This is a genomic window from Shewanella sp. AS1, assembly GCF_021412565.1.
Classification (GTDB): domain Bacteria; phylum Pseudomonadota; class Gammaproteobacteria; order Enterobacterales; family Shewanellaceae; genus Shewanella.
This window is the reverse complement of the sequence record NZ_JAKCLJ010000004.1, coordinates 111,416-135,513: the sequence shown is the minus strand read 5'-3', so window position 1 is coordinate 135,513 and position 24,098 is coordinate 111,416. Positions and strand designations below refer to the sequence as shown.

Below are 24,098 nucleotides of genomic sequence, written 5' to 3'. Positions count from 1 at the left end.
TACCCTAAAGCCCAGTTGAGAAACTAGAGCGGTTTAACAAAGTGATGATTGAAATGAAATTAATCGCACACTTTGTCCCGCCACGGCTTAAGATTTTCTCAAACTGCGCTTTTTGGCACGGCGCTTTTGTGCCGATTTACGATTACGCCCGGCGAAAAGATCGGCCTTGGTCAGATCCGGTTCAAAACCCGGTAACCACTGCTGAGGCAAACGCTTATCCAGCAGCACTTCAACTTCTTCGAGCAGCATGGTATCTTCGCTGCTAAACAGGGTAATGGCGACACCTTTGTTACCGGCCCGGCCCGTGCGGCCTATGCGGTGTACATAATCCTGAGCCACATAGGGCAGCTCAAAATTGACCACATAATCCAAAGATAGGATATCTAGCCCTCGGGCAGCGACATCTGTGGCCACTAGCACCTGGAGCTCGCCCTGCTTAAAGTCCTGCAGCACTTTTTCCCGCGCCCCCTGGGTCAGATCGCCATGAAAGGCATGGGACGCTATGCCCGCCTGACACAAGTTCGCCACCAGCTTATCTACCGCCACTTTCTTGCGGCTAAAGACCAGAACCCGCTGCCAGCTCCCCTGTCTGATAAGGTGAGATAACAGGGCAAACTTTCTGTCACTATCGACCGCATAGACACGCTGCTCAACATCCTTAGCAGCGCTATTACTGCTGTCGACCTCGATACGTTTAGGTGACTTAAGCAGATCGCGACTGAAACCCTGCACCTTGTCATCCAGGGTGGCCGAAAATAGCAGTGTCTGACGCGCCCTAGGCAGATGAGAGAGCACGGCGCGGATCTCATCCTTAAACCCCATATCCAGCATACGGTCGGCCTCATCGAACACCAGGTAGGCCACCTTATCCAGCTTCACAGAGCCGCGCTTTAGGTGATCCAGCAGCCGCCCAGGGGTGGCCACCAGCAGGTCCATTCCCAGTGCCAGCTCGGCTTGCTGCGCCGCAATACTGACGCCGCCATAAACGAGGCCCGATCTGAGGCTGGTAAACCGAGCCAAGGCTTGCAGGCTGCCGTGCACCTGCAGAGCCAGCTCCCGTGTCGGCACCAGAATCAGGGCTCTGACCGCCCTAATAGGGCTAGTCAAGCTCGCCTGCTCGCCGCTTGTCTCTATTAAGCGCTGCAGCAGCGGCAGGGCAAAAGCGGCTGTTTTTCCTGTGCCGGTTTGCGCCGATGCTAGGAGATCCTCGCCAGCTAAAATCACTGGGATTGCGCTCGCCTGAATGGGTGTTGCATGCTCAAAACCGAGTTGTGCTAAACCCGCTAATAGAGGTTGGCTCAAGCCTAACTGTGTAAATTGCATTGCTGTTCTGCCAAATGAATCGAATGGAGCAAGTTTACCCGAATCGGGGACACCTTGTGTAACTTTACCCAAATGACTCAATAGCACTCAAATAGTCTCAATCGCACGGGGGTGATAACTATCACACAAGATACTAAAAAGTAATAAATTTATCGCAAGCATTTATACATAAATGCCCGATATGACATATGCTGTAAACAAGGCATATCCATACTCGATCAAGGAATCATGATGCAGGAAAGACGACAATTTTTTCGGTTCTTATTCGAGGCCAGCGCCACGCTTACGCAGCAAGAAACGATTTGGCCAACCCAGATCTATGATTTAAGCCTTAACGGGGCCCTTGTTAGCAAGCCAGAAGGTATGATTGTGACATCGCAGCCGCTGACCCTGGATTTCTCCTTAAATGACAGCGAGATTAACATCACTATGCAAGTTAAGGTCGTTCATGAGCGAAACACACTCCTAGGACTGGCCTGTGAGCATATCGATATCGACAGCATCAGCCACCTGCGGCGCATTATAGAGCTGAATATGGGTGATACCTCAAAATGGGATAACGAACTAAATGCCTTTATCGAGATACATGATAAGGAGCCTGCGGCTTAGTCTGACTCCGTTTCATTCTGGTTTTTCTGCCTTTTATTCTGCGCTTTCTTTTACTGAGCTTTGTTTTAGTGAGCCTAGCTTATCAGCTCCAGCAACTCATGAATCGTTTTGATGGGGTAGATTTTCGCCCCTAACCCTTCCATCGATTTATGGTAATTTCGATGGGGAATATAGACTTCGGTAAACCCATGCTGCACCGCCTCTCTCACCCGCGGCACGCCACTGTCGATGGGGCGCACGTCGCCATTGAGACTCAGCTCTCCCATGATGCAAGTGGTGCGCGGCACCACAAAATCATTCAAACTGCTGAGCAACGCCGCCACTAAGGCAAGGTCGATACAGGTCTCTGACTCATCGATTTTCAAGCCGCCAACCAGGTTAAAATAGGTATCGTGGAAAATTTTGGTGCGGGTATGTTTACGCAAGATACCAGTTAACATCTTGATCCGGTTCATATTCAAACCAACACAGACTCGCTGTGGGAACTCCCCTTCCGTCTCTGTGGTTAAACACTGGATCTCCAGCAACAGATTGCGATTACCTTTACGAATGCAAGTGATGGCCGCGCCGGGTGAATCTGTGGTGGAGCCGGAGAGAAAAATCTCACTGGGATTATCGACACTGATCATGCCCCGCTCTGTCATTCTGAAAATCCCAACTGTGTCCACATCGCCGAAACGGTTCTTGTTTGCTCTCAGTGTACGGACCTGACCATCATTGCACTCTATGTGAGTCAAACAGTCGACGATATGGATCAGGGTTTGTGGGCCGGCCGTCTCATTATTTTTATTCACATGGGCCACCAAAAACATGGTGACATTGTTCTGCTTACAATATTGAGTCAATGCCTGTGCGCTACTTTTCACCTGAGAAGGAGAGCCAGGACTGCCATTGGCCAAGTCCGTGACCACAGCCTGAATGGAGTCAATTACCGCAAACTTTATCTGCTTAGCTTCCAACTCCGCGATAATCGCCTCGACATTGGTTTCGGCCATCAGATAGAGGTTTTCTTCGTTATAATCCAGCTTTAATCGATTAACCCGGTTCTTAAACTGGGAGAGAGACTCCTCGGCGGTACAGTAAAGGGAGGGCATCAGCTGCGACATACGCGAGACCAGATCCGATAAAATCGTGGTTTTGCCCGCACCGGGATCACCGGAAATGATATTGACCGACCCTGTGGTTAATCCACCACAGAGCACCCTGTCAAGCTCCCCAATTCCTGTCAGCAACTTTTTCGCCTCGAACTCCTCAACCTCATTGAGCTTTTTTGAACCGCCCCCCACAGCGCCAGCATAGCCTGCAATTGAGGCCGATGCGGGTTTAACCGCCCCAAGCCTCACCTCTGTGATGCTGTTCCATTCATGGCAGGCGCTACATTGGCCCTGCCAGCGAGGAAAGTCCTGCCCACATTCATTACATACGTATGCTGTTTTATTTTTCGCCATAGGAATTTTAATCAAGTATCACTCTGCCATCGATAGGTCCTAGTCTATCTCGAACAAAGAGGTTTGACTAACCTTCAGGTATATAGGTGCAGGCAAACTGGATGAAACTGGCTAACAAAAGCTCAGTAGATGAATAAATTAGATCTCTGTCTAGGATTCACCGGTGCATTAACGCCATATTAACCGTACACTAACCCCACAAAATGGTTTCCGCCTATCCGTTATTTCTCAGTGACATCGGTAAAATGTTCAAGTTTAGCCGCTGTTTGCCGACAACAGATTAACACTGCCAGATAGTCGTCTCTCGATAAGATAAATAGAATGAGTGTAGAGCAACACAATGCTTTGATTGAGCAACTTAAACCTCTGTTAATGGAACAGGACTTCCAGGAGCTGTTTGACCACCTTACCGCTCAGGAGTCCAACTCGACTCGTTTCTTAATTAAGATGGAACTCAATCGCCTCGCCACGCCCTGCACTAGGGTGATCGATTTAAGGGACAAATCCGAGCTCCCCTGCGAACCCATAGAGCATGGGCAACAATCCCACTTTATGGACACCCCGGCTAAAAACAGCTTTATCGAGGCCTTAGGCATATATCAAAACCACTACACCTTAGGGGTGTATGAGCATGTGTTGAGCACCCATAAGCAAAGGCGTAAAAAAGAGCGGCGCCAGGATGAGCACAGCGAGCCTGAGCCGCAACCATTTATCGCTTCTGGTGCAGTCCTTGGCAGCTACTTTAACCGTAGCGAAGAGCGAATGAACTATGCCATACGTATTCAGGTATCCCAGCCAGGTAGTAATGAGATCGGCGGCATTACAGTGGATCTCTCTGTTAGCGGCGCTCGCATTCGCCTGCCACTTAACCATGGATTGAATATCGGCCAGCCGCTGCGGGTTAAACTGCTGGACTTGAGTAAAGAGTATTATTACGACGACCTGCAAAAAGGGGTCGACTATCAGGTAGTCGATGTCGAAACCAATCACGAATACAGCTGGATGCGCCTGAAACGTCTCGGGGGAAGTGAAGGCCTATCAGAAATGATAGCCAACCTTATCCAAGGCTATAAGTTTCGCTATAAGGTGGATATTAATGATATTTTAGTCGCTGCAACTGGGCTGGGTCTTGAGCGGCATTATCTGCCACACCTGCCACACCTGCCCCTTTATGTTGAGCAAATTGAGCGCGATTATAAAGTCACTCACGGACTCACCAGCCTTAACAATCAGGCCCTGTTACAGCGATTTAATGACGAGAAAGGGATTTGTCAGCTGCCTGGACTGCTAACAAGCTCGCGCCTGAAACGCCTTATCGAAGCGCCCAATGACATTACCCATCAACTGCTGTTTTGTTTCACCTTCCATGCCCAGGGGGAAATTTATTTCTACTCGGCAAGTTTGGCCGAACTCATAGAGTCCGATCTACTCGGCCTGTTTATCAGCTTCGGCGCCAATAAATCCAACTGGCGAATTCTCAAGCTAAGCAGCCATGAGATAGATCATCAGACCTCCTATAAGGCCAGTATTCTACCCGGTGACAGCAGTTATTATTCGGCACTGACCGAGACCCAGCTGAAACATTTCACCCATGTGCTCCAGCTGATGGATCTCACCAATGAGGCTATGCTGGCGCAATACCGGCAGTGGGACAATAAAGGCTATAAAGCCAACCTGTTAAAACAGTTTGGCCAGCATAAGGTCAGCGAAAACCAAATTAAATTTATCTCATTGCAATTTGGTGAACGGCGCAACGAGCCCAGATTCAGCTTCAAGACGCAGGTCAGCATCAGCCAGGATGGCAAACCGACTGTTTCGGGGATCACTCAGGATATCTCGGGCAAAGGCCTGCAGATAATATTGGATGAACCAGTACAGTGGCAGCCAAGAACGCCCCTGCTGCTGAGTTTTACCACGCTGCAATCTCTGGCGGGCAAAACCAAGTTGGAGCAGCTTCCCTATCGCATCGTTCGCAGCCAAAAAAATGGCACCCTGTTGCATCTGGCCGCCATGATAAGTCACGAGCCCCATATTGGCGTCGCTTTTTTCAATAAACTGATTGAAGTTAATCGCGACAAATTGAAAAAACTCACTCAGGCCAATGGCGATCTGAAAGAGCTCTCAGATGGTATGAAGAACCTCTTGATGCGCGAGTTAGCTTCTGTGCTTTACTTTGCTGAAAAAACCACAAAATCGGCCAAACTCGCACTACTGGGCGTGAGTAAATATGGCAACGATGTCAGCGATATTTTTGCAGCCCTCACTGCCAACGTGCTGCAATATGATCTCAGCGCCTTACTTGAAAACGGCCGCCTGAAGCAGGATTTCATCGACCCAATCAAACGCCTCAAGCCACAACAGGGATTGGAATACTTTGAGGTTTACCTGCAGATATCCAGGCAATCTCAGGGCGGGATCAGACTCATCTGCCGGCCTCCAGAGGAGATAGGCGATGCCCAGCGCCAGCAGCATTTTATCCGCCAGAGCCAGGATCTAGGTCAGTTTATGGCGCTGCGTATCTATCGCGGAGCTGCAAGTAAACCGGATCTCAACTACATCAAACGTGAACTGGAATACATTGGGGTGCATGCGCAGCACAAAGCCAAAAACCTGGAACAGTTACTTTGGCATATCATAGGGATAGGTGAGTTTGTGGATATTACTCCAGAAGTCATGCTTCGTTTTCCTGAGCTCGCCTGCGAACAATTTAGCCAACTGGAATGAGTGATAATAAACAGATCCACAAGCTGCCATGCTTTTACAGATAAGCAGCCTGTGAACTAACAGCTTTTGATTGAGTGCGCCTATGACTCATCTGCCACTCAAATCCAACAGCATATAAGGCAGCACCCGCAGATCCAATTTATCTATTACCGCATCCGCCGCCTGGCGTAATTTCGGCTTAGCATGGTAGGCTATGCCAAAGTCGGCACTCTGCACCATAGGAATATCATTGGCGCCATCGCCAATGGCCACGCGCTGGCCTGTAGCAATCTGCCAGCTCTCAGCTGACTTAATAACGGTATCGGCTTTAAACTGTGCATCGACAATGGTGCCTCGCACCTCGCCACTTAAGCGATTGCCCTCGATGACCAACTCGTTGGCATAGGCCGCATCCAAAGCGAGCAGCTGTTTTAAATGCCCCACAAAAGGAGTAAATCCGCCGGAGGCCAGCACTAGGCGCCATTGGTGAGATTGCAACTCACGGATCATCGCAGTTAATCCCGGCATCAAAGGCAGGCGAGCACAGAGATTATCGATAATGGCAGCATCGGCACCGGCAAGTTTAGCGACCCTAGCCCGCAGGCTCTGCTCAAAATCCAGCTCACCCTGCATGGCTCGCTCAGTCACCTCGGCGACCGCCTCACCCACACCCGCCATGGCGGCCAGCTCATCGATACACTCAATCTCAATGGCAGTGGAGTCCATATCCATCACCAATAAACCTTGGCGATCCAGGCGCGGCGCATGATCAGCCAAGGTGATCAGCTCAACCCCATCAAAGGCCTGTAACTGGCATTGCCTTGCCTCGTCCAACGGAGAGTTAAGAGCGAGCTCCACACAGAAAAGCCCAGCCTCTCTTTGAATGCGTCCCACACTTTGCAGCGATGGCAAGGACAGGAAAAGTGGTGCTAATTGGGCTTCATATTTTAAGTCAGCATAGACGAGTCGTACACGACAAAAGGAGGCTAAAACATCGGCCTCATGGTGGCGTGTAAAACTGTGGCCCTCATGGTTAAAACTGGCGGAGTTCTCATTATATATCCATGAAAACAATGCATTTTGCTGCTGACTTTCCATAAGTATTACATCTCCGGGTATCGGGTTTATTAATAATCGATTATGATTAATAAAACCCTTATCGCTTCAGGTATAACGTGTTTTTTCTTAAAGGACTCAAAATATCCCATAGGCTTGCCCGATTGGTTCAAATCGTCATTGCCTTAGCGTTAATGATAGGCCTCTATCATCTTTGGGAAACTAGCCTACTACAAGGGCAGCAGCTTCTAAAGTCCCAAACACAAAAGATGGCAAGATTACTGGTGCAACAAACAGCTTATGGGGCAACGCCAGCACTGCAACTGCAAAATGATGAGCAGCTTCAATGGCTCACCAACGCCTTGGTGCTAGATCCCAAGGTGATGTCGGCCACCATCTACAGCGAACAGGGACAGAGACTCTCCTTTGCCCAAAGTGTCACTCAAGACGATCTCGATGCCGACTCTGATGAACTCAAATCGTTACTCTCCCCCTATCCTCCCTACGTCGAAGCCGTCTTACAGGATGGAAAAAACCTCGGCTATATCGAGGTAAGGCTGGCACCAGAGCTATTTTTCGATGAAATTAAAGAAGCCCATGAGCTCAATATGGAACAGCAGCAGATCATGTTGCTGATCGCCGGATTGATCGGCATGCTGATCTCACGGGCGCTCTCCTTTAAACGGGCCGATTTCGATCGCCGTAAGAGTAAAAGCCAACTGGGTAAGAAACTTGCTGCCGCACTTAATAAGGGTGACTCGAAAGAGCAGACAAAAGAGAAGAGTAAAGAATCCAGCGCCTGAACCATCTTAATCAGGCATAAAAAAACGGGCAAGCAGCCCGTTTTTTCGCGATGAAGAGTAAGATGAAGCCTAAATTAAAGGGTGATCGCCGCGTCCAGCGTCATCTCAATCATCTCGTTGAAGGTGGTTTGACGCTCATCAGAAGTGGTCTTTTCACCTGTACGGATATGATCAGATACTGTCACCACACACAGAGCTTTAGCACCAAATTCTTTGGCAACACCGTATAAACCGGCGGCTTCCATCTCAACACCTAATACATCCATCTTTTCCATCACGTCGAACATTTCAGGATCCGGTGTATAGAAAAGATCGGCAGAGAACACATTACCTACACGGTATTTGGTGCCCTTAGCTTCGGCTGCTTTAACCACAGCACTGAGTAAGCCATAATCACAAATTGCCGCAAAGTCCTGACCTTTAAAACGTAAACGGTTAACCTGTGAATCGGTACAAGCACCCATGCCGATCAGTACGTCACGTACCTTAACATCTGTGCTGATGGCACCACAGGTACCCACACGGATCAGGTTCTTCACACCATAGTCTTTAATCAACTCGGTGGCGTAGATAGAACATGAAGGGATACCCATGCCGGAACCCATAACAGAAACACGCACACCCTTGTAGGTACCAGTGAAACCTAGCATGTTACGTACATCTGTCACCTGCTCTACATTTTCTAAAAATGTTTCAGCAATATATTTGGCGCGTAGTGGATCGCCAGGAAACAGAACGGTATCGGCAAAAGCCCCTTCTACAGCATTAATATGTGGTGTAGCCATTGTTTTAACCCCTATTTTTAGACTCTAGTCTGTATAGTATTGGCAGTCATCATGGTACCGCCAACTTGAAACTTACTTTTTTACCCGTTGAAGCGCCTGTGCCCTTAGGCAACAAAGGACTCCCCATAAGCCATTGGCTCGAGTTCGAAATACTTAGCGATACTCTGGCCGATATCGGCAAAACTGTTGCGAAGACCCAATGATCCCGCCGTTAAGCCTGCCCCATAAGCCAAAACGGGCACTCGTTCACGGGTATGATCTGTGCCCTGCCAGGTAGGATCACAGCCATGATCGGCCGTTAATAACAGAAGATCATCCTCACCCAATATGGCGAGGATCTCGGGTAAACGACTGTCGAAATACTCGAGTGCTCTGGCATAACCGGCGATATCGCGGCGATGGCCATAATGAGAGTCAAAATCGACGAAGTTGGTAAACACGATAGTGCGATCGCCCGCCAGTTTGACCTGCTCAAGGGTGGCATCAAACAGGGCTTCGAGGCCACTTGCCTTAACCTTTTTAGTGATACCGCAGTGGGCGTAGATATCGGCAATCTTACCGACACTCACCACCTCACCACCGGCCTCTTTCAGCTTATCCAGAACCGTTTTTGCGGGTGGCTCAACCGCGTAATCACGACGATTACCTGTGCGAGCAAAATCACTTGCGCCTGTCCCCACGAAAGGACGCGCGATCACTCGGCCAATGTTATAAGGCTCAAGTTCTTCACGGGCGATAATGCACAGCTCATAGAGTTTTTCTAAGCCAAAGGTCTCTTCATGGCAGGCAATCTGGAAAACTGAATCGGCAGAAGTATAGAAAATAGGTAAGCCGCTTTGCATGTGCTCCTCGCCAAGCTGCTCTAAAATCGCCGTACCCGAGGCATGACAATTCCCCAGATAACCACTCAGTCCGGCGCGTGCCAGGATCTTATCGGTCAACTCCTGAGGAAAAGAGTTAGTGTGATCGCTAAAATAGCCCCACTCATAGAGCACTGGCACGCCCGCCATCTCCCAATGACCACTTGGGGTATCTTTACCCGAGCTGAGCTCATCAGCATGGCCATAGGCACCGATCACTTCGATATCATCGCCAAAACCTGCAGCAAAACTGCCCGTACTCTCTTTGCCCGCATGGGCTAGACCTAATTTAGCCAGATTTGGCAACTTCAGCGGGCCTTCACGCCCTTCGTTTGCCTTTCCTTCCGCGCATGCCTTAGCAATATGCCCAAAGGTATCGGCACCAATATCGCCAAAATCGGCAGCATCTTTCGCAGCGCCAACCCCGAAAGAGTCGAGCATCATAATTACGGTTCTTTTCATCTATATCTTCTCCTAGAGATCGGCCTGACGAATGTAACGGTAGATCTCTGGTGTTTTCTCTGGCGCACGTTCGCCAATATGAATCGCCTTTTTCACGGCACTAGCGGCTTCTTCGAAGGCGCTTTCTGATTGCGCATGTATCATGGCAATCGGCTTATCTTTGGTGATCTCATCCCCTAAGGCACACACTTGGGTCAGACCCACGCTGTAATCTAAGGCATCGCCCGGCTTGCGTCGACCGCCACCTAGGGTAACTACGGCCAGCCCCAGCTCACGGGTATCCATGGCAGTGGCAAAACCTGTTTTGTCAGCATAGACAGGACGTATGATTCCAGCTTGCGGCAGATAGTTAGCATAGTTTTCGATAAAATCGGCCGGACCACCTAAGCCTGAGATCATGCGACCGAAAATATCCGCCGCCTTACCGTTATCTAAAACCTGATTGAGTTTAGTGCGCGCCTCGGTTTCACTGGCCGCTAAGCCGCCCAGTTGCAGCATCTCGGCGCAAAGCCCCATAGTCACTTCATACAGGCGGGGATTACGATAAGCACCGGTTAAAAAATCCACCGCTTCTTTCACTTCCACCGCATTGCCCGCACAGGATGCGAGCACCTGATTCATGTCGGTAAGCAGTGCTGTTGTGCGAGTGCCTGCGCCGTTAGCCACAGCGGTAATACTGCGAGCAAGCTCTTCTGAAGCTTCATAAGTCGGCATAAATGCGCCGCTGCCAACTTTGACATCCATCGCTAAGGCATCGAGACCAGCAGCCAGCTTTTTAGAGAGAATAGATGCGGTAATGAGCGAAATGGACTCGACTGTGGCAGTGTTATCACGAATGGAGTAGAAACGTTTATCGGCAGGCACCAGATCGCCGGTTTGACCGATAATGGCCACGCCAGCTTCTTTGACTACCTTACGAAACAGCTCACTGTCGGGCTCAGTCTGGTAACCTGGAATGGCATCGAACTTATCTAACGTACCGCCAGTATGGCCTAAACCACGGCCGGAAATCATAGGCACATAACCGCCACAAGCCGCCGCCATAGGACCAAGCATCAGGCTGATCACATCGCCTACACCACCCGTGCTGTGCTTATCGATAATCGGACCATCGAGTCCCAAATTCTTCCAGTTTAATACTGTTCCGGAATCACGCATGGCTGTGGTTAGCGCGATACGCTCATCCATGTTCATATCGTTGAAGTAAACTGCCATGCCCAGTGCGGCAATCTGACCTTCAGAAACGCTATTATCAGTGATCCCTTTGACGAAAAATTGGATCTCTTGGGTACTTAACGCCTCACCATTTCGCTTTTTACGGATAATCTCTTGTGCTAGAAACATAATACAGCCCCCAAATTTTTCGCGGCATGACCTCGCCGAGATAAACTCTGTAAAGACTGACAACAAGGAAAAGCAGAGTTGTTGCCAGCCTCTCTGAATGGATTCAATAACACTAAAACTGCCTAAGCAGTGAGTACTTAGTAGCCCTGAGGTCCCTTAGGCGCATCACCTAAGTCTAAAGTGTGCAATAAGTTAGTCAGCAGACTTGAGGCGCCAAAACGGAAGGTTCTTGGTGTCACCCAATCATCACCCAATAAACGTGCCGCCAAAGTTAAAAACTCTTCTGCAGCAGCGGCATCACGCACACCACCGGCTGGCTTAAAGCCCACCTTAGGGTTCTTCTCACTGATCACTGTCATCATGATCTCGCCTGCTTCAATCGTCGCGTTCACAGCAACTTTACCGGTTGAGGTCTTGATAAAGTCGGCACCGGCATCGATAGAAAGTTCAGAGGCTTTGCGGATTAACGCAGGATCTTGCAATACGCCAGACTCGATAATCACTTTTAGCAATACATCATCACCACAGGCTTCTTTACAGGCTTTAACCAACTCGAAGCCGACAGTTTCATTGCCTTCCATCAGGGCGCGGTATGGGAAAACCACATCCACTTCATCGGCACCATAGGCAACTGCAGCACGGGTTTCTAATACCGCAATAGCGATATCGTCATTACCGTGAGGGAAGTTAGTTACTGTAGCGATTTTGATCTCTTCACAACCCATTTCGTTGAGGGTCTTACGCGCAATAGGAATAAAACGAGGATAGATACAGATAGCGGCAGTATTCCCAGCTGGAGTCTTGGCCTTGTGACACAACTCGATCACTTTCTGATCGGTATCGTCATCGTTTAGCGTGGTCAAGTCCATCAATTCAATGGCTTTTTGGGCTGCTTTTTTTAAATCGCTCATAATAGCTTCTCCGGAACGTAATTTATTAAATTTAAAGTAAAAATAAAAAATTAAAACGATATCTGGCGGCGCCTAAGCATTGGCATTTTGTGATTATTCTTGTGGCCTGGCCTTCGGCATTGCCGTAAATCTTGTCTATGTTTGTGAACATGTACGACTAAAGTTTACATAACTCAGGTATTCAATGCCTCAAATGCATTTGAGGCTATCCCGACACAGGGTCACGACTTGAATCCTTGAAGACCGGGAAGGGGAACGGATCATGATATGAAGAGTGTTCCTGCCTTTCCGCGAAAAATCCCTTTTAGCGCGTAAAAACGACTAATTTTTATCTAAACAAGCTCTACAAATATAGAACATGCTTGGGTAAAGACTAATCAAAAAGTGGCAAAAATTGATGACGGATAACGAAAAAGTGGAGTCACACTCTGTGCGACTCCACCCACTCGATTCTTACTTCTTAGAACTTGTAAGTTGCAGTGAAGTAGTGAGACCAACCTGTAGACTCAAGTGCTAATTGACCAGCACCATCTTCTAGCAGATATACGTCTTTGAAGCCTTTCAAACCATAACCCAGTGCGTAACGGTCAGTGTGCCAGTATAAACCGAAGAAGGCCGCACCACCGTTAGAGGTTGTTGGTACGAATGCAGTTTCATCTGCGTCGCCACCGAACTGGTAATCAACATAACCTTGGAAAGAAAGGAAGCTCTTGTTGTCGAAGAAGTAGAAAGGCTTGAACCAGTTAGCAGAGAACTGGTAACCGTTCCACTCTTTGTTGTTTAGGTCGTAGTGGGCATACAGGTTCATGCCAGTTTTGCCTAACCAAGGTACGTTAACGTCAGCACCAACACCCCAGAAAGAAGCGTTTACGCCTTCACCGTTCAGGCCGTCCCAGTTAAACAGAGTAGAGAAGTAAACTTCTTGAATAGGACCGAAAGAAAGATCTTTACCAGTCAGAGCATCGATAGAAACACGTGGTGCAAACTTCATGAACAGTTTGCTGGTACCAGAACCTGGGTTCTTGTCACCGTTGCTGGTTTCTTGGTTGCCTAGGTTGAATACATCAACATAACCGTACAGATCGAAGATACCTGAACGACCACCAAATTCCATCTCTAGGTAGTTATGCTGATCACCCGTTGCTGGGTTATCAGGCTTCTCACCTACAGAGTACATTGCATTGAACTGCATCCATTTGTAATCGCTACCATGAAGATCTGAACGATCTGCGGCAACTGCAGTGCCTGACATTGCTGCTACCGCAGTAGCTGCTAAAGCTAAAGTTTTAACGTTTTTCATCATCAACCCCATTTTAAAATTACCGCTCTAATTCTGAGTCGGCGTTTATTTTCATCGGTCGCATTTTACGTAATTATTATTAAATCACAATTAAATTAACGCAAAAATGCGAACACAATATTTTAATAACAAAACAAACTTTTGATTTAACGCTAAATTTAACGTTACATTTTTAACCAATTAGCTTGCTTTAGTTACAGCTTCTCCTAACAGATGTTAACGAGACTCTGCCTGTAAAATTATCTGAAAATGGTTAGGTCAACTTTGGCTCTGCCCTCATAGCAGAGCCATAGTTAAGGGGGGCTCCCCCAGGAATAAAACGACTTACAGAGCTAGGAATAGACCTGCCAGTGTTGCACTCATCAGGTTAGCTAATGAGCCAGCAATCACTGCACGAATACCCAGTTTTGCAAGATCATGGCGACGAGTTGGTGCCATTGCACCTAGGCCACCTAGCAAAATTGCGATAGAAGACAGGTTAGCGAAACCACATAGCGCGAATGAGATGATCGCCTTAGTTCTGTCTGACATAACTGCATTGGTTGCTTCTACCAAGATACCGCCATCGGCTACATCTTTCAGGTATGGAGCAAAGTTCAGGTATGCAACGAATTCGTTAACAACGATCTTCTGACCGATGAATGAACCAGCAACTAATGCTTCGTTCCAAGGTACACCGATAAGGAAAGCCAAAGGCATGAAGATATAACCTAAGATCAGCTCAAGAGTAACACCTTCAGCACCAAATAGACCGGTTACACCACCTATGATGCCGTTCAACATGGCAATCAAACCAACGAAGGCTAACAGCATAGCACCTACGTTTAGGGCTAAGTGCATACCAGATGAAGCACCTGCAGCTGCAGCGTCTAACACGTTAGCTGGCTTATCAGGATCTTCTGGAAGTTCATCCATTTCGTTAACGGTTTTTTGTGTTTCAGGGTGCATCAGCTTGGCCATTAACAGACCACCTGGCGCCGCCATGAATGATGCCGCAACTAGGTATTCAATAGGTACACCCATCTGCGCGTAACCAGCAAGTACTGAACCAGCAATCGATGCAAGACCACCCACCATGATAGCGAACAGCTCAGATTGAGTCATAGTTGCAATGAATGGGCGAACCACAAGTGGTGCTTCTGTTTGGCCAACGAAGATGTTAGCTGTCGCAGACATAGACTCTGTACGGCTAGTACCCAGGGCTTTTTGTAGACCACCACCGATAATACGGATGATCCACTGCATAACGCCTAAGTAATAAAGTACAGCGATAAGAGAAGAGAAGAATACGATAACGGGAAGTACGTTAATCGCGAAGATGAAACCCACTTTAAATTGGGCTAAATCGCCGAATAAAAAGTTGATACCGTTCTGTGCATAGCTGATTACGCTCGACACACCATCTGAAACGGTTTTTAGAATATCTTTACCGACAGGTACGTATAGTACGAAACCAGCAAAGAAAGCCTGAATACCAAGCGCACCGAAAACAGTACGCGGACTGATCGCTTTTCTGTCAGTAGATAACAGGAAAGCGATTGCAAGTAGGGTGACCACCCCTACCAAGCTCATTAAAATATCCATTAACCATCACCCTATATGTTAATACTTTTTAATTTTGTTGTTAACCAACCTTTTTCGCAGACAATTATACTCGACACTCGAGTTAAAATCGTTGTTTCGATCAAGTTTTTGAACTTTTATTTCAATACCTTAGCTCAAAAACTCGATGCGATTTACATCTGTTTTAAAAAAAACAAACTAGAGGTCAAATAGTTGCTGAGTATTGGCAAACATCTGTTCTGATATTAGAACACTAGATTTTTTTTGCAATTCGGCGATTTTTTTAATGAGTAAAGGCAAAATCAACTCTGAATCATCGGCAAATCGATTCAATTGTAGTTGATTTAGCTTTTGTGTGAGGGAAAGATCGGTTTCGATAACGAAAGAAGTTAATGGTAACTGCGCAATTAACATTTGTAACTTTTTAGCCTGTTCGTTAAGCAGCAGATGCCCAATCCCAAGTTTCAGCCCAAGATCCAGATACTGTTTTGCCAATTCCACACTGCCGTAAAATCCATGAACCACACCGCCTCGTTGCGGTTTAATACGTCTGAGCAGAGCCAGCACCTCATTATGGGCTTTCACGCTGTGGATGATCAGCGGCAGTTGGTACTGCTGGGCAAGTTGTAATTGCGCCTCAAAACAGCCAAGCTGCCATTCCCAAGTCTCTTTATACAAGCCATCTAAACCGCATTCCCCCAAAGCCACTAACTTTGCATCTTGATGCTGCTGGGCAATCAAGTTGCAAAGTTTATTTACCTCTTGCTGCCAGTCATCCTTGCAATACCAGGGATGAATACCCAAGGCGTAATGGCAGTCATATTCACTGGCAACCTGCTTCTGCTTAGGCCAATGGGCCATTGACACCCCAGGGATCACTAAATGAGTGAGTCCGGCCTGGCGCAATGCCGCCACCAAAGGTTGGCGCATTCCATCAAAGGCATCGAAATCCAAATGGATGTGACTGTCGATAAACCTAAGCTTATCGGGCAGAGTCGCTGACATAGTTTCGCATCCTAACTCTTCTTTTATTACCAGTTCTTTTATTATCAGTTATTTTGCTAGCAGTACTTTTACTATGAACTTATTTCGAATCGGTTTGTTTCCCTATCTGCTCGCTTTCTAGCAAATATATCTTTCATTTAGCATCATAGTCTTAGCATAACTTATTGGGTTAATTCTGGTGCAATCGTTCTGAAATTTGGGCATAAAAAAAGCAGATTGCTCCGCTTTTCTTTTATCGAGTGTTATCCCCTAACTCAATAGAGGATCAATTCTCACGAGTCTTGGCAAACTCTATGTCTGGATAACGCTCCATCGACAGATTCAAGTTCACCATAGAAGGCGCGATATAAGTGAGGTTGTCGCCACCATCGAGGGCCAGGTTGTTGCTGCACTTACGCTTGAACTCCTCCAGCTTCTTATGATCGCTGCAATAAACCCAACGCGCCGTTGCCACACTAATGGCTTCATAGATGGCTTCCACCTTATATTCGCTCTTAAGGCGCTGTACTACCACTTCAAACTGCAGCACACCAACGGCGCCCACGATCAAATCGTTCGAGTCCAGAGGCCTGAACACCTGCACAGCCCCCTCCTCAGAGAGCTGTACCAGACCTTTTAGCAGCTGTTTCTGCTTTAAAGGATCTTTTAAGCGAATACGGCGGAACATCTCAGGTGCGAAATTAGGCACACCGGTAAAGCGTAATTTTTCACCTTGGGTAAAGGTATCTCCGATACGAATAGTGCCGTGGTTATGCAGACCAATGATATCTCCTGGATAGGCGACTTCGGCGCGCTCGCGATCGCCGGCCATAAAGGTCAAAGCATCGCTGACGTTCACATCTTTACCTATACGCACATGGTGCATCTTCATCCCCTGCTCATAACGACCAGAGCAGATACGCATAAAGGCGACGCGGTCCCTGTGCTTAGGATCCATGTTAGCCTGGATCTTGAACACGAAGCCGCTGAACTTAGGCTCTTCCGGCTCAACATTACGCAAATCTGACTCACGAGATTGTGGCTTAGGCGCCCACTCGGCTATGCCATCGAGAATATGGTCAACACCGAAGTTACCCAGAGCTGTACCGAAAAATACCGGCGTCAGCTCGCCTTTAAGAAAGGCATCGAGATCGAACTCATGGGAAGCCCCTAGTACCAACTCCATCTCATCGCGCAGGTCTTGAGCATAACTGCCAATGGCTTGATCCAGCTCAGGATTATCCAAACCTTTGATGACACGAGAGTCTTGGATCGTGTGTCCCATACCGCTTTGATACAAAACCACTTCATCACGCAGCAGATGGTAAACCCCTTTAAACTCCTTGCCCGCACCAATCGGCCAGGTAATGGGCGCACAGGCGATATTGAGCACCTGCTCCACCTCATCCATCAGCTCGATAGGGTCGCGAATATCACGGTCAAGCTTGTTCATAAAGGTCACAATCGGCGTATCACGCAGACGGGTAACCTCCATCAGCTTGATGGTACGTTGCTCAACACCCTTGGCCGAGTCGATCACCATCAGGCAGGAGTCGACTGCAGTTAATGTTCGGTAAGTATCTTCGGAGAAGTCTTCGTGACCCGGTGTATCGAGCAGGTTAACCAGCGCATCACGATAGGGAAACTGCATCACAGAGGTGGTGATAGAGATACCACGATCTTTTTCCATCTCCATCCAGTCAGATTTTGCATGCTGACCCGACTTTTTGCCTTTTACCGTACCGGCTTTTTGTAACGCGTTGCCGAATAACAAGACCTTTTCGGTGATAGTGGTTTTACCCGCATCGGGGTGCGAGATAATAGCGAACGTTCTTCGCTTATTGATTTCATTAAGATTATTCATTAATGACAACTCTAACCTTGCTCAATCTACACAGGCTTTTACGCTCAAGCCTAAAGAAAATAAGTAAATATAAAAATAGTTGGCGCGGAGTATAACAGATATGCCGATTTAAAATCCCGATCAATCTCAGGTGAGCGTACATTCTTAAAGCCTCGCTAAAGCAGATCAGGATAATCCTGGTATTAATGAGTGAAAAAACAAAAAGCCTCCATAACGGAGGCTCAAGGCATGGCTTAGGTTTTAGCTTGGGCTTGGGTGTTGAACTAGCTTAAGTGCTGAACTAGTTTGCCTCAATTGCGTCAACCTCAGGAGCCAACAACTGCTCCATCCGTGCCAATTCGACACGGGCATACCTGTGCTCGACAAAATCATAGATATTGGTAGCTAAGGCCAGCTTGTAATAGTTAGCCGCATCGCTGTATTCGCCACTGTCTTGAGCTATCTTGGCCAGATAAAAATAGGCTTCACATAGGCGCTCTGCGTATTCATTAGGACGCTGCAAACCTTGCTGTGCTGCGCTAAAAACCGCATTTTTATCAATTCTACCTAGGTAATAATCAACGATAGTTGTCGCCCAATCGCTGTCGGATAAACGGCTTCTGTGAGACTGCAGGTGGGTTTTCGCCTGTACCTTATCTCTTTGAGACTCAGTAATATAGAGCCAAAGGGCGCGATAACCATCATTTTCATCCCCTTGATAGAAACGTTCCATATCGGCAATGGCGAGATCGTTACGTTCACCGTAATAGAGGGCGATACCGCGGTTAAGGTAGGCGTAATCATAATCTGGTGATAACTCAAGCACGGCGTCGAAAGCTTCATAGGCGCTTTCAAACTCCCCTTCCTGGGTGAAATAGATCCCAATGAAGTTGTAGGCATCTGCCAGATCCGGCTGGATTTTTAATGATTGGTGGAAATCGATTCGGCTGAGGATACGCAGGCCAACACTATCGTAGATAACGCCGCGATCATAATAGAAACGCGCCCGCTGCTCTGGGGTCAGTTCGGCGGAATTTAAAATATCATTAAGCCTTGCTAAGGTGATCTCCAACTTATAATCCGGTAGCACAGGCGCCACAATCAAGCGATCTTGCTGGGCACTCATATCCGTCTGAGTCGAAACACATCCCGTAAGCAGTAAACTCAACCCCGCTAGTAGGATCAAGGCGGTTGAGCGCAATCTATAAGTCATCCATTTAACCTTTTTACTTCCACAATTCAATCAATCATAGCAACCCCAAAGGGTAACGGCTATCTGCAATTGAAAAAACCAATAAAAAAAGGAGACTCAATGGTCTCCTTTTTTCAGATGCTTAGACGATTATTCGCCTGCCGCTTCCTCTTTTGGCTGTGCTTCTTTCATCGAAAGACGAACACGTCCTTGGCGATCCACTTCCATCACCTTCACTTTAACTTCCTGACCGACTTCTAAGTAGTCAGACACATTCGCCACACGCTCTTCTGCGATTTGCGAAATGTGTACCAGGCCATCTTTGCCAGGCAGGATAGTAACGAAGGCACCAAAATCGACGATACGAACCACTTTGCCGTTGTAAACCATACCGACTTCAACTTCAGCGGTGATCTCTTGAATACGACGGATAGCTTCTTTGGTCGCGTCACCGTTTGCAGAGGCGATCTTCACTGTGCCATCATCTTCAAGTTCGATGGTAGTACCGGTTTCTTCGGTCAGCGCACGGATAGTCGCGCCGCCTTTACCAATCACATCACGGATCTTCTCTGGGTTGATCTTGATAGTGGTAATGCGTGGAGCGTGATCTGAGATCTCTTCGCGGTGACCAGAAATAGCCTGATCCATCACGTTAAGAATGTGAACACGAGCGCCATAGGCTTGCTGCAGTGCGATCTGCATGATCTCTTGGGTAATACCTTCGATCTTGATATCCATCTGCAGTGCAGTCACACCATCACGGGTACCGGCCACTTTAAAGTCCATATCACCTAAGTGATCTTCATCGCCGAGGATGTCAGAAAGTACAACGAAATCATCGCCTTCTTTCACAAGACCCATAGCAATACCGGCTACCGATGTCTTGATAGGCACACCCGCATCCATCAACGCAAGTGAAGTACCACAAACAGAAGCCATAGAGCTTGAACCGTTAGATTCGGTGATCTCAGAAACCACACGAACACTGTATGGGAACTCTTCAGCCGTTGGCATAACAGCGTTAATACCACGCCATGCCAGCTTACCGTGACCGATTTCACGACGCTTAGGTGAGCCAACCATACCTGTTTCACCCACTGAGTAAGGTGGGAAGTTGTAATGCAGCATGAAGCGGCTGGTTTGCTCGCCCATGATGCTATCTATCTTCTGTGCATCACGCTCTGTACCTAAGGTACAGGTCACTAATGCCTGAGTTTCACCACGGGTGAACAAGGCACTGCCGTGAGTACGTGGCAGCACACCCGCCATCACGTTCAGGGCACGAACCATATCTGGTTCACGACCATCGATACGTGGGTTGCCGGCTATGATGCGGCTACGCACCACTTTCTTCTCCAGACTACCAAGTAGTCCATCAATTTCGCGTAGATCAGCATCTGGATTTTCAGCCACTAGTGCTTCTTTAGCCGCTGTTTTAACTACGTCTACTTGAGCGTAACGCTCTTGCTTAACTTGAATTTGATAGGCTTCTGTTAGACCAGCTTCGGCCAAATCTTTGATCTTAGCGACAAGCTCTTCGTTGGCTACTGGTGCAGTCCAATCCCATACGGGCTTGTTAACTTCAGCTTGCAGTTCTTTAATCGCCTGAATAACCACTTGCTGCTGTTCATGGCCATATACAACCGCACCAAGCATCACTTCTTCTGGCAATGCTTTTGCTTCAGACTCAACCATAAGTACCGCATTTTCAGTACCAGCAACAGATAACTCAAGTTCACTCTCTTTCAACTGAGAAACCGTTGGGTTAAGGATATATTCACCATCAACATAACCCACTTGAGCCGAGCCCAGTGGACCATTAAATGGAATACCTGAAATAGATAGTGCAGCCGAAGTACCAATCATGGAGATCACTTCTGGGCTGATCTCTGGATCGACAGAAACCACTGTGATGATCACTTGAACTTCGTTCTTAAAGCCATTAGGGAATAAAGGACGAATAGGACGATCGATCAAGCGGGCAGTAAGTGTTTCACCTTCTGAGGGACGACCTTCGCGCTTAAAGAATCCACCTGGGATCTTACCCGCAGCATAGGTTTTCTCTTGATAGTTAACCGTTAACGGGAAAAAATCACGACCCGGCTCTTCAGTTTTCTTACCGACAACAGTAACCAATACCGTTGTGTCACCCATGCTAGCCAGAACGGCGGCATCTGCTTGACGTGCAATCACACCTGTTTCTAGTGTGACTGTGTGTTGACCATATTCAAAACTCTTTACGATTGGATTCACTTGAACCATTCCTTAATTTAATAACCTTATTTTCGCGGCTAAGTATACTGCAACTCACATCAATAGATAAAGGCCGCATTTCAGTGACAAATGTTAATTTTGTGTTTACAGTGGTTGGCTATAAAAAACACCTTTCCTTTTTAGCTTTTTTCCTATGATTAAAAAGTGAAAATCACCATGGAAGAGAACGGAAAATGAGTGTCAAATTCAAATCCCTAACCTGGAAACAAACGACACTTGTCGTCATATCGGCGCTCTTTTTTGCTATCGCCATTTTTATCGTCGAAATTGCATTAGTCGGTACCTCGGCACGTAATCAACTCACGCTCTCACAACAAGAGCTGCTCGACTCTATCGAGCATCCTGCCGCCAACGCCGTCTGGGCATTAGATGACAGTTTAGCCAATCAAACCTTAACCGGCTTATTAAAAATGGAATATGTTGCCTCAGCCATCATTAAGCTCGATGACGGCAGCACCTTTGTTTCCATAGTTCACCCGGGGAACAACGACCCCTTAATCAAGAACATCAGCCAAAAACTCTTTGGCGATCTACAGCAAATCAGCCGCACCCTATACAGACCGTCCTCCTTTAACAATAACAATCAGACTCAGGTGATAGGTACGCTGAGTATCACTTACAATCTCCAGGCGCTGACCAATGCGCTTTTTTCCCAGCTAAGACTAAGCTTCATTGCAACGTTAGCCAGGGCGCTACTGATCACCTTAGTCTTGTCGATTTTATTCCACCGATTTTTAACTAAGCCCATAGCCCAGATCAGTGAAGCTATCGATAAAATTGACCCAGAATCACCCGATGAACACCTTCTCCCCGAGAGCCGATCCCATCAGGACGACGAACTTGGCTTGGTGACATCAAAATTCAATCAGATATTAATTCAATTTAGTCAGACTCAAGACAAGCTACGACGCATGGCCACCCGCGATCCACTGACCGGCCTACCCAACCGTACCCTGTTACTGGAAACCATTGCCGTTTCAATCCAAAAGGCCAAAGCCCACCACAACTCGTTTTACTTGCTATTTATCGATCTCGACCGTTTTAAAAATATCAATGACACCCTAGGGCATACTACGGGAGATCGCTATCTTCAGCGTATTGCACGTATCCTCGAGCGAGTCGTCGGGGATAACGGTACTGTGGCCCGTTTAGGGGGTGATGAATTTGTGATTTTAGCCGATGAGATACACTCGCCGCTCATGATCACCACTTTTGTCGATAAACTTTTACTGCAGCTCAATATGTCGCTGCAACTGAACGAACACAGTATTCATCCGGCGGCCTCAATCGGCATCTCCATCTATCCCGACGATGGACAAAGCGCCGAAGACCTTATCCGTCATGCCGATATCGCCATGTACAGCGCTAAAGCCTCTGGCTCAAATAAGTGGGCATTTTTCAAACAGCAGATGACAGAGAGGGCCGCCGTGCGCCTGCGTACCGAGGCATCACTGCATGACGCGCTAAAAAACAATGAGTTTCAGCTGCATTTTCAGCCCAAGTTTAATATCGAAACTGGAGAGCTTGTCTCCTGTGAAGCGCTAATTCGCTGGGAGAAAGAGGGGCGCCTAATCAGCCCTATGTCATTCATTTCTGTGGCTGAAGAAACAGGTATTATTATCGCCTTAGGTCGTTGGGTGATCGAAGCAGCCTGTAAGACATTAAAAGGTTGGCAAACTCAATATAATTTCAATCTACCAATCGCCGTCAATGTCGCTTCGCAGCAATTCAGTGATAACAGTATGGTGCCCGATATTAAGCAGCTCGCTTTACGTTATCAAATAGCCCCTCACCTGTTGGAAATAGAGATCACTGAAACCTCACTGATGAACGACATCGAGCTGGCAATAAGTAAACTTGAGCAGCTCAGAAGCGCGGGATTTGGTATCGCGGTCGATGATTTCGGCACAGGCTATTCATCACTCTCCTATTTACAACACCTTCCTATTACTACACTTAAAATCGATCGCTGCTTCGTAACAGATCTGCCCCATGACAGCGCCATCGCATCGACTATCCTGCTGTTAGGTAAACAGCTGGATCTGAATATCGTGGCAGAGGGAATAGAAAATGAACAACAGCTCAATTGGTTAAAAGAGAAGAAGTGTCAGGTTGGCCAGGGATTCTATTACAGCAAACCCCTAACTTCACAAGAGTTTGAAAACCTCTATATCAAGCCGAATAACGCCACTATTAAGCGAATTTAACAAGCGAATGTAAGCAGAAGAATGGCAATAAAAAAGGAGGCATATCGCCTCCTTTTCTATTTAACATTCGCTCGCGCAATATTAGCGACGTAGACCTAGCTTTTTGATCAGCTCTTGGTAACGGGCAACATCTTTGCGTTGAAGATAAGCTAAAAGCTTACGACGAGAGCTAACCATACGTAGCAGACCACGACGTGAGTGATGGTCATGGATGTGCTCTTTGAAGTGACCTTGCAGATGGTTAATCTGTGCAGTTAGCAGTGCTACCTGAACTTCAGTAGAACCAGTGTCGTTTTCACCACGGCCAAAATCAGCCAGGATTTGTGCTTTTACTTCTGTACTTAGTGACATTTTTTTCTCCAAAATAAAATAGATGCTTCAGCCGATCACTAACTCAGCCGAAGAGAGCGCGCTATATTACCCAGTTTCAC

The 24,098-nt window shown here is 47.4% G+C and carries 18 protein-coding genes; 4 read left to right on the top strand and 14 right to left on the bottom strand.

Features of this window, described 5'->3' with window-relative positions; all coding sequences use genetic code 11:
* Nucleotides 1-87 precede the first annotated feature (87 nt).
* Nucleotides 88-1,323: a DEAD/DEAH box helicase gene (locus LZP69_RS07985; RefSeq protein WP_234199722.1), complete on the bottom strand. Its 1,236-nt coding sequence runs from the start codon at nucleotides 1,321-1,323 to the stop codon at nucleotides 88-90.
* 228 nt (nucleotides 1,324-1,551) lie between these two features.
* On the opposite strand from LZP69_RS07985, the gene LZP69_RS07980 reads away from it, so the two are divergent.
* Nucleotides 1,552-1,932 (top strand): PilZ domain-containing protein, encoded by a 381-nt coding sequence (locus LZP69_RS07980; protein WP_326490256.1) that lies wholly within the window; start codon nucleotides 1,552-1,554, stop codon nucleotides 1,930-1,932.
* Nucleotides 1,933-2,006: 74 nt separating this feature from the next.
* Here LZP69_RS07980 and radA read toward each other — a convergent pair whose 3' ends face one another.
* Nucleotides 2,007-3,380, bottom strand: coding sequence for a DNA repair protein RadA (radA, locus tag LZP69_RS07975; protein ID WP_234199905.1), 1,374 nt, complete (start codon nucleotides 3,378-3,380; stop codon nucleotides 2,007-2,009).
* 321 nt (nucleotides 3,381-3,701) lie between these two features.
* Between radA and LZP69_RS07970 the strand changes: the two genes are divergently transcribed.
* On the top strand, nucleotides 3,702-6,104 hold the full coding sequence (locus tag LZP69_RS07970; RefSeq protein ID WP_234199720.1) for a PilZ domain-containing protein: 2,403 nt from the start codon (nucleotides 3,702-3,704) through the stop codon (nucleotides 6,102-6,104).
* Between the two features lie 87 nt (nucleotides 6,105-6,191).
* Here LZP69_RS07970 and serB read toward each other — a convergent pair whose 3' ends face one another.
* On the bottom strand, nucleotides 6,192-7,181 hold the full coding sequence (gene serB / locus LZP69_RS07965; RefSeq protein WP_234199719.1) for a phosphoserine phosphatase SerB: 990 nt from the start codon (nucleotides 7,179-7,181) through the stop codon (nucleotides 6,192-6,194).
* A gap of 152 nt (nucleotides 7,182-7,333) precedes the next feature.
* Between serB and LZP69_RS07960 the strand changes: the two genes are divergently transcribed.
* A complete protein-coding gene (locus tag LZP69_RS07960; RefSeq protein ID WP_234199903.1) occupies nucleotides 7,334-7,942 on the top strand; it encodes an AhpA/YtjB family protein in 609 nt (202 codons plus the stop codon).
* Nucleotides 7,943-8,016: 74 nt separating this feature from the next.
* Here the strand turns inward: LZP69_RS07960 and deoD are convergent, their stop codons facing one another.
* From deoD to pnp, 10 genes are all read right to left on the bottom strand, one after another.
* On the bottom strand, nucleotides 8,017-8,727 hold the full coding sequence (gene deoD / locus LZP69_RS07955) for a purine-nucleoside phosphorylase (protein WP_234199718.1): 711 nt from the start codon (nucleotides 8,725-8,727) through the stop codon (nucleotides 8,017-8,019).
* Between the two features lie 104 nt (nucleotides 8,728-8,831).
* Nucleotides 8,832-10,049, bottom strand: coding sequence for a phosphopentomutase (locus tag LZP69_RS07950; protein ID WP_234199717.1), 1,218 nt, complete (start codon nucleotides 10,047-10,049; stop codon nucleotides 8,832-8,834).
* Nucleotides 10,050-10,061: 12 nt separating this feature from the next.
* Nucleotides 10,062-11,393: a thymidine phosphorylase gene (gene deoA / locus LZP69_RS07945; protein WP_234199716.1), complete on the bottom strand. Its 1,332-nt coding sequence runs from the start codon at nucleotides 11,391-11,393 to the stop codon at nucleotides 10,062-10,064.
* A gap of 137 nt (nucleotides 11,394-11,530) precedes the next feature.
* Complete coding sequence (deoC, locus tag LZP69_RS07940) at nucleotides 11,531-12,304, bottom strand: deoxyribose-phosphate aldolase (protein ID WP_234199714.1); 774 nt, start codon at nucleotides 12,302-12,304, stop codon at nucleotides 11,531-11,533.
* 460 nt (nucleotides 12,305-12,764) lie between these two features.
* The gene (locus tag LZP69_RS07935; RefSeq protein ID WP_234199712.1) at nucleotides 12,765-13,604 is read right to left on the bottom strand and encodes a nucleoside-specific channel-forming Tsx family protein; all 840 of its coding nucleotides are present in this window, start codon (nucleotides 13,602-13,604) and stop codon (nucleotides 12,765-12,767) included.
* A gap of 324 nt (nucleotides 13,605-13,928) precedes the next feature.
* Complete coding sequence (locus LZP69_RS07930; protein WP_234199710.1) at nucleotides 13,929-15,188, bottom strand: NupC/NupG family nucleoside CNT transporter; 1,260 nt, start codon at nucleotides 15,186-15,188, stop codon at nucleotides 13,929-13,931.
* Between the two features lie 177 nt (nucleotides 15,189-15,365).
* Nucleotides 15,366-16,172: a TatD family hydrolase gene (locus LZP69_RS07925; protein ID WP_234199709.1), complete on the bottom strand. Its 807-nt coding sequence runs from the start codon at nucleotides 16,170-16,172 to the stop codon at nucleotides 15,366-15,368.
* 265 nt (nucleotides 16,173-16,437) lie between these two features.
* Nucleotides 16,438-18,015 (bottom strand): peptide chain release factor 3, encoded by a 1,578-nt coding sequence (prfC, locus tag LZP69_RS07920; RefSeq protein WP_234199708.1) that lies wholly within the window; start codon nucleotides 18,013-18,015, stop codon nucleotides 16,438-16,440.
* Between the two features lie 280 nt (nucleotides 18,016-18,295).
* Nucleotides 18,296-19,207 (bottom strand): lipoprotein NlpI, encoded by a 912-nt coding sequence (gene nlpI / locus LZP69_RS07915; RefSeq protein WP_234199707.1) that lies wholly within the window; start codon nucleotides 19,205-19,207, stop codon nucleotides 18,296-18,298.
* A gap of 129 nt (nucleotides 19,208-19,336) precedes the next feature.
* The gene (pnp, locus tag LZP69_RS07910) at nucleotides 19,337-21,439 is read right to left on the bottom strand and encodes a polyribonucleotide nucleotidyltransferase (protein ID WP_234199706.1); all 2,103 of its coding nucleotides are present in this window, start codon (nucleotides 21,437-21,439) and stop codon (nucleotides 19,337-19,339) included.
* 194 nt (nucleotides 21,440-21,633) lie between these two features.
* Here pnp and LZP69_RS07905 point away from each other — a divergent pair, with 194 nt between their 5' ends.
* A complete protein-coding gene (locus LZP69_RS07905) occupies nucleotides 21,634-23,667 on the top strand; it encodes a putative bifunctional diguanylate cyclase/phosphodiesterase (protein ID WP_234199705.1) in 2,034 nt (677 codons plus the stop codon).
* Between the two features lie 81 nt (nucleotides 23,668-23,748).
* On the opposite strand, the gene rpsO is transcribed toward LZP69_RS07905, so the two are convergent.
* A complete protein-coding gene (gene rpsO, locus LZP69_RS07900) occupies nucleotides 23,749-24,018 on the bottom strand; it encodes a 30S ribosomal protein S15 (RefSeq protein ID WP_234199704.1) in 270 nt (89 codons plus the stop codon).
* Nucleotides 24,019-24,098: the final 80 nt, after the last annotated feature.

What these genes read in the sequence shown, in the direction of transcription:
- LZP69_RS07970 (WP_234199720.1), top strand. Translation starts at nt 3,702, where the DNA reads ATGAGTGTAGAGCAACACAATGCTTTGATTGAGCAACTTAAACCTCTG.
- rpsO (WP_234199704.1), bottom strand. Translation starts at nt 24,018, where the DNA reads ATGTCACTAAGTACAGAAGTAAAAGCACAAATCCTGGCTGATTTTGGC.
- deoD (WP_234199718.1), bottom strand. Translation starts at nt 8,727, where the DNA reads ATGGCTACACCACATATTAATGCTGTAGAAGGGGCTTTTGCCGATACC.
- radA (WP_234199905.1), bottom strand. Translation starts at nt 3,380, where the DNA reads ATGGCGAAAAATAAAACAGCATACGTATGTAATGAATGTGGGCAGGAC.
- deoC (WP_234199714.1), bottom strand. Translation starts at nt 12,304, where the DNA reads ATGAGCGATTTAAAAAAAGCAGCCCAAAAAGCCATTGAATTGATGGAC.
- prfC (WP_234199708.1), bottom strand. Translation starts at nt 18,015, where the DNA reads ATGAATAATCTTAATGAAATCAATAAGCGAAGAACGTTCGCTATTATC.
- LZP69_RS07960 (WP_234199903.1), top strand. Translation starts at nt 7,334, where the DNA reads ATGATAGGCCTCTATCATCTTTGGGAAACTAGCCTACTACAAGGGCAG.
- nlpI (WP_234199707.1), bottom strand. Translation starts at nt 19,207, where the DNA reads ATGACTTATAGATTGCGCTCAACCGCCTTGATCCTACTAGCGGGGTTG.
- LZP69_RS07930 (WP_234199710.1), bottom strand. Translation starts at nt 15,188, where the DNA reads ATGGATATTTTAATGAGCTTGGTAGGGGTGGTCACCCTACTTGCAATC.
- serB (WP_234199719.1), bottom strand. Translation starts at nt 7,181, where the DNA reads ATGGAAAGTCAGCAGCAAAATGCATTGTTTTCATGGATATATAATGAG.
- LZP69_RS07935 (WP_234199712.1), bottom strand. Translation starts at nt 13,604, where the DNA reads ATGAAAAACGTTAAAACTTTAGCTTTAGCAGCTACTGCGGTAGCAGCA.
- LZP69_RS07925 (WP_234199709.1), bottom strand. Translation starts at nt 16,172, where the DNA reads ATGTCAGCGACTCTGCCCGATAAGCTTAGGTTTATCGACAGTCACATC.
- LZP69_RS07980 (WP_326490256.1), top strand. Translation starts at nt 1,552, where the DNA reads ATGATGCAGGAAAGACGACAATTTTTTCGGTTCTTATTCGAGGCCAGC.
- LZP69_RS07905 (WP_234199705.1), top strand. Translation starts at nt 21,634, where the DNA reads ATGAGTGTCAAATTCAAATCCCTAACCTGGAAACAAACGACACTTGTC.
- LZP69_RS07950 (WP_234199717.1), bottom strand. Translation starts at nt 10,049, where the DNA reads ATGAAAAGAACCGTAATTATGATGCTCGACTCTTTCGGGGTTGGCGCT.
- LZP69_RS07985 (WP_234199722.1), bottom strand. Translation starts at nt 1,323, where the DNA reads ATGCAATTTACACAGTTAGGCTTGAGCCAACCTCTATTAGCGGGTTTA.
- deoA (WP_234199716.1), bottom strand. Translation starts at nt 11,393, where the DNA reads ATGTTTCTAGCACAAGAGATTATCCGTAAAAAGCGAAATGGTGAGGCG.